Here is a 14,297-nt window from a genome sequence, read left to right on the forward strand (position 1 = left end):
TTGTAAAATACAAAAAAATTAATTTCCAATAATATGTAATTCGGTAAAATCCTTTTTGATTACAATACTATTGTCGCCATTAAGTTTGAGTTCTTTCAAGGGCACTTCTACATTGTCTACTTCTATAGCCATAATTTTAAAGGGCAGGCCATGCAGGTTAATCTTGAAATTCTTGTAACTCGTTATGAACGACCCATCTTTAAACTGCTGAACAATCAATTCTTTTTCTTTGCCCAATAATTTCAATCTTCTAAGGCTATACTGTCCTTTTTTGTAATCATAGCCATTCTGTGCATCTTCATATACCAAGGAACTCTCTACTCCTAATTTATAATATACCTCTAAATTCAATTCTTTTATCTCCAACTCGCCTACATATTGTTGAACCGGGTACTTGGGTACGATTGCCCCCTCTTTGACAAACAGGGGCATGCTATCGAGATCAGCTTCTACCCATTTCTCTTTTCCGCCTTCGACAATTTCGTTATTCCAATAATTATACCATTTTCCTCTGGGTATGTACATTCTTCTTCCTTTGGCGTTCGGCTCTTGTACCGGACATACCAAAATTTGCTTACCAAAGATGAACTCGTCCGTTCTGAAATGGGTCTGCGTATCCTCCTGGTCGAAATGTACCAAGGACTGCAGCATGGGTGTGCCTGCAACCGTATACCTCCAGAACATGGTGTACAAATAGGGCAACAATTGATATCTGATTTCAATGAATTTACGGACTACATCGGTTACTTCCTTACCGAAAGACCAAGGCTCTTGGTCACCATGGTCCCCACTGGAGTGCACCCTACAAAAGGGATGAAAAATTCCCAATTGAATCCATCTTGCAAAAAGTTCACCGTTGGGTTGTTCGGCAAATCCACCGATATCGGAACCGACGAACGAATACCCGCTCATGCTCATTCGCTGTGCCTGAACATTGGCAATCCACAAATGCTCCCACGTGGCGACATTATCTCCGGTCCAAGTAGAAGAATAGCGCTGTGTACCAGCAAAGGCAGCTCTTGTAATCACGAAAGGCCTTTTTGGGTATACGTATTTCTTAACCCCTTCATAAGTCGCACGTACCATTTGCATGCCATAGATATTATGGGCTTTTCGATGCGAACTTGGGTGGCCATCAAAATTATGTCTTGTATCTAGAGGAGCGGTTTTTGTGGGTACTTCCATCACGGCCGGTTCGTTCATATCGTTCCAGACGGCATGAACACCGATTTCGGCCATGAATTCTTTGTAAAGTTCCGCCCACCATGCGCGCACCTCAGGATTCGTAAAATCGGGAAAATGACACTCTCCCGGCCAAACTTTTCCTTTCATATATGGTCCATCCCCACGTTTACAGAAATAATCCTTTTCAACGGCCTCTTGATAAACCCAATAGTCACGGTCTACCTTGATTCCCGGATCGATCATGACAACGGTCTTGAATCCATCTTCATATAACTCATCGATCATTCGTTTTGGGTCGGGAAATTTTTTCTTGTCCCATGTGAAACATCGAAAACCATCCATGTAATCGATATCCAAATAAATGGCATCACAAGGTATTTTCAATTTTCTGAACTTAGCCGTAATATCCTTTACATTCTTTTCTGGAAAATAGCTCCATTTTGATTGATGATACCCCATGGCCCACATCGGAGGAAGTTCTGGAGTACCGGTCAAATTGGTATAGGCCTTGACCACTTCGGACATCTGTGGACCATAAAAAAAGTAATAGTTCATCTCGCCCCCATCGGCCCAAAAGCTGGTAACGTTTCTACGCTCATGGGCAAAATCGAAGTACGACCTGAACGTATTGTCGAAAAATATACCGTAGGATTTATTGTTATGTAAACCTATATAAAAGGGAATCGCCTTATAAAGTGGTTCTTGGTCTTTTCCATACGCATATTGATCAGTGCACCAATTGTTGACCCGCTTTCCTTTTAGGTTCGAATGGGTAGCCTTATCGCCCATACCATAAAAACTTTCGGTATTTTGAGTAATCTTGCTCATTTTCACTGTATTTCCACCGAATTCATAATTCTCTTCCCAGTGAAAGCCGATTTCATCCTCATTTATGATGGTTCCTTCCAAATCAGAAATTTGAACACGTAGCGAATTTTTGTCGACCAATACTTGAACTTTTTCGGTCTCAACTAAGTATTCGGTCTTTGTCTCGGTAACTTCCAATTTATTATACCCGTGGCTTGCGGTATCGCTGACGGCGTACGAAAAATCGGGTTGAAAAACGTGTTCCGTGGCATAACGGAACCGAAAAAGACCATCCTGCAATACGGTAAGTTCCAATATGACACCGTTTTCGGTGGTAAAGTAAAGTTTGTGAGTATCTCTTATATAATCTACTATCTGGTTCGGGTATAGATTCCCTTTATATTCCAGTTCAGTATTTGTAATCATAAATGGTTTATTTATTTAGATGGCAAAAAAAGGCCATAACAGTCAATTTTAAAAATTTAACAATACGAATTGTCAACTTGATCGTTTAGGCGACGGATTATTGCAGAATGATTACACTTAACGGAGGTATGGTCACTTCAACAGAATTTTTCTGGCCGTTCCAGTCGGTCTTGGTGGTCTTAATGGTAGTATTCGTTATTCCGCTTCCACCATATTTGGTATCGTCACTATTGAATATCTCTTTGTATTTTCTTGCTTTGGGAACCCCAATACGATAGCTCTCCCTAGGAATGGGCGTAAAATTACAGGCCACAACCAAATCGTTTTTCTTATCGTGGCCTTTTCGCATATACGTCAAAACCGAATTTTCAGAATCCCCATAATCAATCCATTGAAAACCCTCTGAACTGAATTGTTTTTCATAGAGTGCGGGATAGGATTTATAAACCGTGTTCAAATCCTTGACCACATTCTGTATTCCTTGATGCAGTTCAAATTGAATCAAATGCCAATCAAGACTTTGATCGAAATTCCATTCTGAAGTCTGCCCGAATTCGGCACCTTGAAACATGATCTTGGTACCTGGGTGCGTGAACATGTAACCAAATAAAAGTCTTAAGTTGGCAAACCGTTGCCATTCGTCACCGGGCATTCTATAAATCAATGATTGCTTCCCATAGACCACTTCATCATGTGAAAAGGGAAGCATGAAGTTCTCGGTAAACGCATAGGTCATACTGAATGTTATATCGTTCTGGTGGTGTCTTCTATAAATCGGTTCTTTCTTGAAATATTCAAGGGTATCGTGCATCCATCCCATCATCCATTTCATGCCAAAACCAAGTCCGCCTAAATAAACAGGGCGAGTAACCCCTGAAAATGCCGTGGATTCTTCCGCGATTGTCTGAACACCGTCATAACTTTTGTAAACCTCTTCGTTCAATTCCTTTAACAGCGATATGGCCTCAAGGTTTTCATTGTTCCCGTATATATTTGGCTCCCAATCTCCATCATCTCTAGAATAGTCTAAATACAACATCGAAGCTACTGCATCGACCCGTAAGCCATCAACATGGAATTGTTCTAACCAAAAAAGGGCATTGCTAATCAAAAAGGCCCGTACCTCGTTACGGCCATAATTAAAAATCAAACTTTTCCAATCAGGGTGGTATCCCCTTCTACGATCAGGATGTTCGTATAGGTTCGAACCGTCAAAATTACCTAGTCCGTGGGCATCTTCGGGAAAATGAGAGGGTACCCAATCTAGAATTACTCCAATATCGTTCCGGTGAAAGGTATCGACAAGCACCTTAAAATCTTCAGGTTTTCCAAAACGGGAGGTCGGTGCAAAATAGCCGGTTAGTTGATACCCCCACGAAGGGTCGTACGGAAATTCCATAATCGGCATGAACTCTACATGCGTATACCCCATTTCCTTCACATATTGAACAAGTTCATCGGCAAGTTCAATGTACGACATGAAGGTATTGTCGGCTTTTCGTCTCCAGGAGCCCAAATGCACTTCATATACCGAATAGGGTCGATCTAACCCATTTTTATCCTTTCGGTATCCCATCCATTTTTTGTCCTTCCATTTATAATCCGACTCCCAGACCACGGAGGCCGTTTTAGGCGGTTGTTCACAAAAACGAGCAAATGGATCTGCCTTTTCCGTTATAACATCATTGTTGTTCGATTGAATTTTATACTTATATAAGGTGCCCTGGTCAAGTCCGGGAATAAAGCCTTCCCAAATGCCGCTAGAATCCCAACGAACGTTCAATCTATGGTCGCCTTCCAACCAAAAATTAAAATCGCCGACCACCGAAACCGATTTTGCAGAGGGTGCCCAAACGGCAAAATAAACTCCTTTCTCGCCATCGACCTCTACGATATGTGAGCCAAGTTTGTCATACAATCGATAATGTTTCCCCGATTTGAAGAGATCTATATCAAAGTCTGTAAATAAGCTATGTACTTTTACTTTGCCCATATAATTATTTTGTTTCATTAATTATGCCCAGGATGCCTTCAAGTGGTATTACCGCCCAGCGCGGACGCGAATTCATTTCATAGCCCAATTCATATACCGCCTTCTCGAGCATAGTATATTTCAGAATGAAAATACGTTCTTGATGGTACCCGATATTGAGATTGTTCTCTTGAATTAGAGTGACATAGGTTTCCAAAAATACGCCAATAAAAAATCGATATAGTGTTTCACCTGCTTTAAATAGATCTTCTTGCGAATACGGATATTTGTCGCCATTGTTAAAAATAGTCGCATAAATAGCGTAGTGAAATGAACGGAAGATTCCGGCAACATCCTTTAACGGTGGGTGTTTTACCTTTCTATCACGAATTGTGCTTTCTGGCTCTCCTTCGAAATCAAGTAGATAAAAATCATCTTGGTTCACTAAGATTTGCCCTAAATGATAATCGCCGTGCACACGAATACGCTCTCCCTTTAGCTTCGTCCAGTCAAAATTTACGAAACGGCGGCGTATCTCGTTCTTTCGTTCTAAAAACTCCTTGACCAGTACTGCGGCCCGACCCTCTAATTTATGGAGGTTATTCTCGACACTGTTTATTCTGTTCTGAAACTGATACAGTAACCGATTTTTAAGCCAGACCTCGTAATCACTATTGAAATGTGCAGGGGTAAACGAAGTATCTTCAAACTCAGAACCTAGGGCGATATGCATTTCTGCGGTACGCCTTGCCATCACCTGCAACCGAAGAAAAATGCTCAGACCGGCCCAGTCGATTATTTCAGGCGGCACATCTTTTATTTGAAGCCGTTGGAACATTTCTGTCTTTGGCAACTTTGAAACCTCGATTTTTTTATACTCCAGGTTAGCGAATACCTTATTCACCTCTTTAAGCATGAATTCCCAAGCATCGCCTTGGTTTGGCACCAATTCTTGTAATAGAGCGATAGTGATATTGTCTTTATCCTTATCGATAAAACTGATGCTTCCCAAGTAGGCCGGCGTATTCTTAAATCCTTTCTTTTCGGAAAGAAATTGGCTCATCTCAAAATCGGGGTTCTTATCCGCATAAATTCGCCTGAAAAATTTGATGACCGAATTATCATTGATGATGATTGAGGTATTGCTCTGCTCTAACCCCATAAACCGAGACGATTTATATTCAGTTTCATTGAACAATGCACTTTTGTGGTAGCGAACTGCAGTTTTATCATTGGGCACCGATGTCATAATTCGCTCAAAAACCAATTTTCTGAAGGCCTCTAAGTTGATGGCGTCGATAATGAAGCCTTCTTGTCCTTTCATGGTCAACGGTAGAATACGATCTTCTTTGGCAAAACTTTCATCTGAGACGAAAGCAATCGGCAAGAAATAGTGCTGGTAAAAGGCCTCTTCGAAATTGATTTCCAATAAGAGTCCGTAGTATACCTCCTCATTCTGCTGGATCCGAAAGTATTGATGCAGCTCTATGTACTTCAATTTACTCGATTTGCCCCCGTACCAACGTTGTCTTAGAATATATTCAACAAGAATATCGGATAGAAACGCCTTGATAAATGGTTCATGGTCAAGCAAGTTTTCCCAGGGCACATCGAAAACGTACGGAGGTTGCAATAGGGTTTCTTGCTTTTTTTTTGCCATGTTGTTCGTAACGATTTTAGCTATTCTAATTTATTTTACGTGCCTTGAAATATTGATACAAAGAGCTTGCAGCAATTAAAGTCCATATGGCTCGATACAGCCAAATATTCATCGAAAAACCAAAAATCGAAGCATTTTCGTTACCTCCCCAAAAACTGTAAATCACGTTCGCCACAGCTATTATTCCCACTATTAAATTCAAGGTTTTGTTCATAATAAAAAATTGATCGGCTTTGTTATTGCTTTTTAATATGGAATAAATGGAAAGGCAGGGCTGGATGTACTTCTACAAAATTCCATTCTTCCCGCCAAATGTAGCTATTATTGGTAATTACGTCATGCATTTCTACGGACTGCCCGGCCTGTAGCCCCATTTCGAGCAAAGGAAGTTGCACCGTTCCGCGTTGCGCATAGTGATTATCCAGATTGATTATGGTCAATGTCTCATCGGTGCGGTCGTCGTTCCATTTGTAAAAAGCGATCAGCATATCGTTTTCTATATGGCAAAATCGGATATTGTTCGTCTGCTGCAAAGATCCATGGTCTTTTCGGGCCGCATTTAGCTTTGAAATTACATAGACCAGTTTATTTTCTATCGACCAGTCCCAATGTCTAATCTCGTATTTTTCGGAGTGTAGGTACTCCTCCTTGCCGGGCATGGCATCGCTTACCATATATTCGTAAACAGGGCCGTAAAGTCCTAAGTTTCCACATAAAGTAGCGGCCAGCGCATAGCGCAAAATATGCATGGCTTCATTAGAACCTTGCAAATGGTACGGATTGATATCGGGCGTATTTGGCCAAAAGTTCGGCCGGTAATATTCCCGCATTTCGCTTTGGGTCAGTTCGTTCATATACTCGATCAATTCGTGTTTCAAGACCCGCCACGTAAAATAGGTATAGGATTGGGAGAAGCCTTGTTTACCCAGCTGTTGCATCACTTTGGGCCGTGAAAATGCCTCGGCCAAGAACAGAACATCGGGATGTTTCTTTTTGACTTCGATAATCAACCAGTTCCAAAAATAATGGGGCTTGGTATGCGGATTATCGACCCTGAAAATATTGATTCCACATTTCACCCAATGCAGGGTGACACCGAGCAATTCTTCCCAAAGCGCCTGATATTCCTTTGCATCAAAATGAAAATTGACAATATCCTGATATTTTTTCGGGGGATTCTCGGCGTACTGAATCGTACCATCGGGCCGTTTTCTGAACCATTCGGGATGTTCCGTAATATACGGATGGTCAGGTGCCGCCTGAAACGCAAGATCCATCGCAATCTCGATATCGTGCTCTTTCGCTTTCTTTATGAGCTCCTTAAAATCTTTTTCCGTTCCCAGTTCAGGGTGTATGGACTTGTGCCCTCCCAATTTGGAACCAATGGCCCAAGGCACTCCTGAATCGCCTTCCTCCGCATCTGTGGCATTATTTTTCCCTTTTCTATTTTTCTCTCCGATAGGATGAATTGGAGGAAAATACAAAGTGTCAAATCCCATTTTGGCTACCCTGGGCAATAATCGTTCACAATCTTTAAACGTACCGTGTTTACCAATTTCAGGGGAAGCAGAACGTGGAAAAAACTCGTACCATGTACTGAAATTCGCTTTTTTACGGTCTACATATACCAGCAGCAAATTACTCGTATTCACCAATAAACGCCGCGGATTTTCGATAAACAAATGGTGCAATTTCTCCGAGACGGCCACATTGACTGCCTCATCGTATTTTGAATCATCTTGAAAAAGTATCTCCCATTTTGCCAGTTCCGACCTATGTTGGCCTGTAAGTTTTTTGGTTAGAAACTTAAGGTATTGCACGCCATCAAGAAGTTCGCTTTTTACATGTTGCCCATCCTTTAATTTAGCTTCGATACCGTGTTGCCAGTTTAGGGCGTGGTCTACCCAACCTTGTATTCGGTATTCGTAAAAGCCTTGCTTATCTGCCTGAAAGGTGGCACTGTGCACATCATTGCCCAAATGGACCATTCGAACATTTTCGAACTTTTTTTGGTTTTCTTGTTTGAATTGAACCTCGGCCTGAATAATATCATGGCCGTCACCCAAAACATCGGCGATTACGGTAACATTTTCTCCCACTACCCTTTTGATGAAAAATGCTCCACATTCCAGTTGAGGGCTAATATTTTCGATAACAACACGTTGTTGTCTAAGCATGGTCTTGGTTTGATGGTTATTTAATGTAGTCTCTAAAAATAGGGAATTCCTATGAAACAAAAATTAGGAATTTAAGATATTTCAAACTAATCCGGACTCCAACATTTTCGCTTGAATTCATTTTTGGAACGCTTTTTGAAAGCATTCGAAACATCACACTAACGACAATGTATAAAAATCATTTAAACTTTAGCATTATGAAAAAAATCACTATAGTACTCGGCGCCTTTCTAACCTTATTCTTTGTGGCATGCGAAGGACCTCAAGGACCTCCAGGATTTGATGGTTTCGACGGTCTAGATGGATTAGACGGGCAAGATGGAATCAACATTCTTGGAAAGGTCATCGATATCGAAGGTGATTTTACAGCGGAGAACGAATATTCGATTTTTTTCGAATTTCCACAGACTATCGAAGTTTTCGAAACCGATGTGGTTCTCGTTTATATTTTATGGGACCAGATCGAAGACAGTAACGGAGACCCAGTAGATGTTTGGCGATTATTGCCCCAGACCCGCATCTTAGATCAGGGGTTGCTTCAATATAACTATGACCACACTTTCTTTGACGTGAACTTGTTCTTGGAGTCGGACTTTGATCTTACGACTTTACAGCCAGGTGATACCGATAATCAAGTGTTTAGAATTGCCGTACTTCCCGCCGAAACGCTTTCGGGTTCAAAAATTGACAAGTCGAATATCGAAGGTATTATGGGCATGTTAAATATGAACGAATTGGATGTCCAAAAAATTAGTCTCGACTAAACGTATCCCCACAAAAGCTAAACCCGTTGGCCAATTTGGTCGATGGGTTTTTTGTTTGCCATACATTCGTTTTAAAAAGTAACTGGATTTTTTTCCATGGTAACGTATCTTTGAAAGGATTGTATATGAAAAACGTCTAACAAGAAAAAGAAAGTATGAGAGTTAATGCATTGATTTTGGCCGCTTGCTTTGCTTTTGCAAGCTGTAACGGAATTTCACAAGAAAAAAAGTCAAAAGAAACCGCCCAAGAGACCAAAACGGCAACTTTTCCGGTTTCAAAGACCGAAGCCGAATGGCAAAAAGAACTGACCGAAATGGAGTTTTACGTGCTTCGTAAGGCGGCTACCGAAAATGCCTTTACCAGTGATTTATTGGACAATAAAAAGGAGGGGGTTTACGTATGTGCCGGTTGTGGTACCGAAGTCTTCAAAAGCGAACATAAATTTGATTCAGGCACAGGTTGGCCTAGCTTTGATCGTGAAATCGAGGGCAATGTAGCGTATGATGTAGATTATAAAATTGGCTACAAGCGCACTGAAGAACATTGTGCTACTTGTGGCGGACATCTTGGGCATGTTTTCGATGATGGCCCTAGTGCCACAACAGGAAAAAGACACTGCATCAATGGTGTGGCCTTGGATTTCATTCCAACTGAAAAATAGGCTGCCAAAGGAAGAGTCTTTTCTATTTTGATAAAGTTGAAGTATGGATTACCAAGAGAATTTTTTGGAAAGCGTCCGTTTTGAATTGATGAAATACAAATCATACGGCGAAAAAACATTTGCCCAACTCAGCGAAGAAGATATTCATCGGAAGCTTTCCGAGGCGGACAATAGCATCGCCATCATTGTCAAGCATATGGTAGGTAATATGCTGAGTCGGTTTACCAATTTTCTTACCGAAGATGGTGAAAAACCATGGCGTCATCGCGATGTTGAATTTGAAGACCCGTATGAAAACATGGATACGATGATGGCTGCTTGGCAAATGGGATGGGACTGCCTCTTTGTTGCCATGGATTCAATCAACAAAAATAATTTTGATACCCACATCAAGATTAGAAATGAAGACCATACGGTTATAGAAGCCCTTACCCGTCAATTGGCACATTATGCCAGCCATATCGGACAGATTATGCTCATGGGGAAAATGATCAAAGGTTCCGAATGGAAATCACTCTCAATACCAAAAGGCGCCTCAGAAGCTTTTAATAAAGAGAAGTTCGAAAATTAATCGATTAACATGTAGTGGTCTGGAATACGTTCTCGTCCCTCGCCAGCAAAAACCATAAATTTTTTTGAATTTGACCCCGAAACTTCTGAGGGGGCTTGTTTTTTGGTGCTTGATTTCCGTACTTTTGCATCTGCCTTTTGCAGGGTACATTTCTATTTCAAAATTCAAAAAATAAGGATATGGGCAAATTTGATGTTATTGTTGTGGGCAGTGGCCCCGGAGGCTACGTAACCGCTATCAGGGCTTCACAACTCGGTCTTAAAACGGCCATCGTCGAAAAGGAAAACCTGGGTGGTGTCTGTTTAAATTGGGGGTGTATCCCCACCAAAGCGTTGCTTAAATCGGCTCAAGTATTCGAATATCTGCAACATGCAAATGATTACGGACTAAAGGCTGAAGGCGTCGATAAGGATTTCGACGCTGTAGTACAGCGAAGTCGAGGTGTTGCCGACGGAATGAGCAAAGGCGTTCAATTTTTGATGAAAAAAATAAAATCGAGGTCATCAATGGTTTCGGGACTTTAAAATCAGGAAAGAAAGTATCGGTCAAAGGAGATGACGGAAAAGAGACAGAATACAGTGCCGACCATATTATAATTGCGACCGGTGCACGCAGTAGGGAATTGCCCAGTTTGCCCCAAGATGGTAAAAAGATCATAGGCTATCGCGAGGCCATGACCTTAAAAGAACAGCCTAAGAAAATGATTGTTGTGGGTAGCGGTGCCATCGGTATCGAGTTTGCCTATTTCTATAACGCGATGGGTACAGATGTTACCGTCGTGGAATATCTACCGAATATCGTTCCGGTCGAAGATGAAGAAGTATCGAAACAATTGGAACGGAGTTTTAAAAAAGCCGGTATAAAAATTATGACTTCTTCAGAAGTTACTCATGTTGATACTTCAGGGGAAGGGGTCAAAGTGAATGTAAAGAAGGCCGGTGGTGCTGAGATTATTCCTGCGGATATTGTATTGTCGGCAGTGGGAATAAAATCGAATATTGAAAATATTGGGCTTGAAGAAGTTGGTATCGAAACCGATAAAGATAAGATCTTGGTCAACGATTTCTATCAGACGAATATTCCCGGATATTATGCCATCGGAGATGTAACGCCAGGGCAGGCATTGGCGCATGTCGCTTCTGCGGAAGGCATCCTATGTGTTGAAAAAATTGCGGGAATGCATGTTGAGCCCCTTGATTATGGCAACATTCCAGGCTGTACCTATTGTATGCCAGAAATTGCATCCGTGGGGCTTACTGAAAAACAGGCCAGGGAAAAAGGTTTCGATATCAAAGTGGGCAAATTCCCGTTTTCCGCAAGCGGAAAGGCGAAAGCTTCGGGCAACTCTGACGGTTTTGTAAAAGTCATCTTCGATGCGAAATACGGTGAATGGCTCGGTTGTCACATGATCGGGGCCGGAGTGACAGATATGATCGCGGAGGCCGTTGTCGCGCGTAAACTGGAAACTACGGGGCATGAGGTTTTAAAGGCGGTCCACCCCCACCCGACTATGAGCGAAGCGGTTATGGAGGCTGTTGCCGCGGCCTATGATGAAGTCATCCATTTATAATTTTTTTAGATGAAGCTTACCCATCGAAACATCCACCGTGATGTCGCCTATTTCTATGTAGGATTGATTCTTGCCTTCTCCTTTTCAGGAATTATTCTGAACCATCGTCAAGACTGGTACCCTATGGATTATAGTTATGATACCAAAGAGGTGCAACTTGAAATTCCCACTGATAAATCCGCTTTTGAATCGGAAGACTACATCAAAGAGATTTCGGAACAATGGCAATTGGCCTCGGAGTACGATGACCATCGATTACGTGATAACGAGCTCCGTATTTTTTACGATGATAACGTTATTCTCGATGCCGACATCACCACAGGGAAAGGAATTTTGGAATACAAACGGAAAGTCCCATTTTTGGGCCATACCATGTTCTTGCACAAAACCACGAACAAATTTTGGATCTGGTATTCGGATATTTTTGGCATCGCCATGTTGACCATTGCCATTACCGGAATGTTCTTGGTAAAAGGAAAAAACAGTTTTAAGAAAAGAGGATGGAAATTGGCCTTGGCCGGACTCATTTTTCCCATAATCATTTTAATCATATTCGCTTGACACCATGTTGAACCTATTTCGGCTGACCGCTATTTTAGAAGGTATTTCGTATCTCTCGCTCTTTGCCGTGAGCATGCCCTTAAAGTATATGGCCGAGATTCCAGAACCCAATAAATATATTGGGTATGCCCATGGATTTCTGTTCATCGCCTATATCATTTTGGCCATTGTTTTTTGGATGGAAAAAAAATGGAGCATCAAACGGCTTTTTATTTTGGTCATCGCTTCCCTACTACCTTTCGGTACGTTCTACATTGACGAAAAATATCTAAAACCCCTGAAATCAGGGGTGACAGTATAATGGTCCAATAGTTCGTAGAGTCCATTTTGTAGCACACTTCAAAATGTCATTGTTATTGAAGTTAAAATTTCTTTTGTGATGGTCTTCGCCTTCCATCAACGCAATCTAAAGAGAATTGTCGTAGGGTCGTATAGGCAAAAGATTAGGTTTTATTAAAAAAGGGAATACCCTAAAATCAGGGCTACCGCCTTGTAATCTGAAGAAAATGATTGCGAATCAGTTATGACATCACGACTTGTATGATACCTTAGTTCCAGCGATAATTTGTCATTCATTTTATATCCAAATCCAAATGCTAAATTTGGACTCGATCTGATCTCCAAATCACCGACCGTATCATAATCAAAAATCGAATTTATGGCAAAGTCTAACACAACGGCACCATTTATAAATAATTTCGATTGTTCGTTTAAGAACATATAGTGACGTATTCCTAAAGGTAGTTCAATAGATCTATAACTGGCTTTAACAAGATATCTTTCCAATTGTTTCTCCGCTTCAAAATATTGATAGGTAGGTTCAACGAAAACCGCCCATTTTTTGCCGTTGAAAGCCATAACAAACTCGGCTTCAAGCCCCAGCCTGAAACCAATTTTAGAATCGAATTGTGCGTCTCTATTATTAAGGAGTCCGCTATCAATTGTAAGTGCCGAAGCATTTATTCCCGGTCGAAGGTTCAGATGAAATAAATTGTTCGATTGCGACTTGCTGTATTCCTTGAAATCAGAACCATTACATTCGTTGAACTTTACAAAAAGCCTGACTAATTCACCTTTACTATAGTTTAGCCTTTTTATTTCGCTCAATGGAATAGTAGGGCATTTTAAATCGTTCCATAGCTGATTCAGGTACTCATTGTTTTCCTTCACTTCAAAATCAGTGGCTTTGTACTGTTTATAGATCAGTTGTTTGACCCCAGAATCTCCCACCGTATAGAAAAATCGTCTTAACCCCCGTCCTCGTACATAAATAGACTTGCAGAACCTTCTACCAATACCTTCAAAAGAAGCTGTTCTTCCTCGAAATTTGGATTTCTATCAGAACTCAAATTGCTCAAAATTTTGCTTGATCTGTCTATTTCAACATTATATCGTCCATATTTTGCCTTGTTATAAACACCCACCTCACGTACATAATGCATTATTTTCTTCGAGGTTTCGCCGTTTTCGGATAATTTATATTCAAATTCGGTGGGATTATTTTTCCAACCCACGTTTCTGATTAGGCATTCTGTTTTTTCATCTAGGTTGTCGATGAAGTATCCTTTTTCAAAAGAAATCTGCGAGTGACAATTAAAGCTCAACAGTAATACGAAAACGAATAGGTACAGTTTTTTCATTATGAAACCTCCATTTTATTAGCTTGGGTGGTTCGATATTAACAGGTTTCATTTCATTTTATTGCCTTTCATTGTGGGAATGGCCTTACCGAACCAAGCCTACTTGGCACCATAATCCTTCGTTGCTTAATCCTAAGAATGAGTATTTAGGGCGTACAATTACCTGAATCGCATAATAATATGCTTTTAATGGTTTGTTAATATCAAGGTTGGATATCTAAAATACCTGAAGTCGGAGGTGCCCGCAAAATAGACTTCTAGTCTATTGATTAACTTTGAAGAAAAGGAAAGGGCTTTCCCTA

11 protein-coding genes and 1 pseudogene are annotated in these 14,297 nt (G+C 41.0%); 6 read left to right on the plus strand and 6 right to left on the minus strand.

All coding sequences use genetic code 11. The features are described from left to right. Window positions 1-18: 18 nt before the first annotated feature. The 4 genes from N8A86_RS02035 to N8A86_RS02050 all read right to left on the minus strand — a co-directional run bounded on the left by N8A86_RS02035 (window position 19) and on the right by N8A86_RS02050 (window position 8,227). Window positions 19-2,418 (minus strand): glycoside hydrolase family 31 protein, encoded by a 2,400-nt coding sequence (locus tag N8A86_RS02035; protein ID WP_273567553.1) that lies wholly within the window; start codon window positions 2,416-2,418, stop codon window positions 19-21. 97 nt (window positions 2,419-2,515) lie between these two features. After that, a complete protein-coding gene (gene glgB / locus N8A86_RS02040) occupies window positions 2,516-4,411 on the minus strand; it encodes a 1,4-alpha-glucan branching protein GlgB (protein ID WP_273567554.1) in 1,896 nt (631 codons plus the stop codon). A 4-nt stretch (window positions 4,412-4,415) separates the two neighbouring features. Next, window positions 4,416-6,050, minus strand: coding sequence for a maltokinase N-terminal cap-like domain-containing protein (locus tag N8A86_RS02045; protein WP_273567555.1), 1,635 nt, complete (start codon window positions 6,048-6,050; stop codon window positions 4,416-4,418). Window positions 6,051-6,286: 236 nt separating this feature from the next. After that, window positions 6,287-8,227, minus strand: coding sequence for an alpha-1,4-glucan--maltose-1-phosphate maltosyltransferase (locus N8A86_RS02050; RefSeq protein WP_273567556.1), 1,941 nt, complete (start codon window positions 8,225-8,227; stop codon window positions 6,287-6,289). Window positions 8,228-8,424: 197 nt separating this feature from the next. On the opposite strand from N8A86_RS02050, the gene N8A86_RS02055 reads away from it, so the two are divergent. The 6 genes and pseudogenes from N8A86_RS02055 to N8A86_RS02080 all read left to right on the plus strand — a co-directional run bounded on the left by N8A86_RS02055 (window position 8,425) and on the right by N8A86_RS02080 (window position 12,656). After that, entirely contained in the window at window positions 8,425-8,991 is a 567-nt protein-coding gene (locus N8A86_RS02055; protein ID WP_273567557.1) for a collagen-like triple helix repeat-containing protein, read from the plus strand. A 155-nt stretch (window positions 8,992-9,146) separates the two neighbouring features. Next, window positions 9,147-9,653, plus strand: a complete 507-nt coding sequence (gene msrB, locus N8A86_RS02060; RefSeq protein WP_273567558.1) for a peptide-methionine (R)-S-oxide reductase MsrB — start codon at window positions 9,147-9,149, stop codon at window positions 9,651-9,653. 43 nt (window positions 9,654-9,696) lie between these two features. Further along, window positions 9,697-10,224: a DUF1572 family protein gene (locus tag N8A86_RS02065; protein WP_273567559.1), complete on the plus strand. Its 528-nt coding sequence runs from the start codon at window positions 9,697-9,699 to the stop codon at window positions 10,222-10,224. Between the two features lie 179 nt (window positions 10,225-10,403). Beyond that, window positions 10,404-11,794 (plus strand): annotated as a pseudogene (lpdA, locus tag N8A86_RS02070) (dihydrolipoyl dehydrogenase). 9 nt (window positions 11,795-11,803) lie between these two features. Next, window positions 11,804-12,355, plus strand: a complete 552-nt coding sequence (locus N8A86_RS02075) for a PepSY-associated TM helix domain-containing protein (protein WP_273567560.1) — start codon at window positions 11,804-11,806, stop codon at window positions 12,353-12,355. A gap of 4 nt (window positions 12,356-12,359) precedes the next feature. Further along, on the plus strand, window positions 12,360-12,656 hold the full coding sequence (locus N8A86_RS02080) for a DUF3817 domain-containing protein (RefSeq protein ID WP_273567561.1): 297 nt from the start codon (window positions 12,360-12,362) through the stop codon (window positions 12,654-12,656). A gap of 152 nt (window positions 12,657-12,808) precedes the next feature. Here the strand turns inward: N8A86_RS02080 and N8A86_RS02085 are convergent, their stop codons facing one another. Both N8A86_RS02085 and N8A86_RS02090 read right to left on the minus strand, forming a co-directional pair. Next, complete coding sequence (locus N8A86_RS02085) at window positions 12,809-13,585, minus strand: porin family protein (protein ID WP_273567562.1); 777 nt, start codon at window positions 13,583-13,585, stop codon at window positions 12,809-12,811. A gap of 17 nt (window positions 13,586-13,602) precedes the next feature. After that, window positions 13,603-13,995, minus strand: a complete 393-nt coding sequence (locus N8A86_RS02090) for a hypothetical protein (RefSeq protein ID WP_273567563.1) — start codon at window positions 13,993-13,995, stop codon at window positions 13,603-13,605. Between the last annotated feature and the right edge of the window lie 302 nt (window positions 13,996-14,297).

This window comes from Maribacter halichondriae (assembly GCF_027474825.1).
Taxonomy (GTDB): domain Bacteria; phylum Bacteroidota; class Bacteroidia; order Flavobacteriales; family Flavobacteriaceae; genus Meishania; species Meishania halichondriae.

Coding starts and splice junctions, on each gene's coding strand:
- N8A86_RS02035 (WP_273567553.1), bottom strand. CDS start 2,418: ATGATTACAAATACTGAACTGGAATATAAAGGGAATCTATACCCGAAC.
- glgB (WP_273567554.1), bottom strand. CDS start 4,411: ATGGGCAAAGTAAAAGTACATAGCTTATTTACAGACTTTGATATAGAT.
- N8A86_RS02045 (WP_273567555.1), bottom strand. CDS start 6,050: ATGGCAAAAAAAAAGCAAGAAACCCTATTGCAACCTCCGTACGTTTTC.
- N8A86_RS02050 (WP_273567556.1), bottom strand. CDS start 8,227: ATGCTTAGACAACAACGTGTTGTTATCGAAAATATTAGCCCTCAACTG.
- N8A86_RS02055 (WP_273567557.1), top strand. CDS start 8,425: ATGAAAAAAATCACTATAGTACTCGGCGCCTTTCTAACCTTATTCTTT.
- msrB (WP_273567558.1), top strand. CDS start 9,147: ATGAGAGTTAATGCATTGATTTTGGCCGCTTGCTTTGCTTTTGCAAGC.
- N8A86_RS02065 (WP_273567559.1), top strand. CDS start 9,697: ATGGATTACCAAGAGAATTTTTTGGAAAGCGTCCGTTTTGAATTGATG.
- N8A86_RS02075 (WP_273567560.1), top strand. CDS start 11,804: ATGAAGCTTACCCATCGAAACATCCACCGTGATGTCGCCTATTTCTAT.
- N8A86_RS02080 (WP_273567561.1), top strand. CDS start 12,360: ATGTTGAACCTATTTCGGCTGACCGCTATTTTAGAAGGTATTTCGTAT.
- N8A86_RS02090 (WP_273567563.1), bottom strand. CDS start 13,995: ATGAAAAAACTGTACCTATTCGTTTTCGTATTACTGTTGAGCTTTAAT.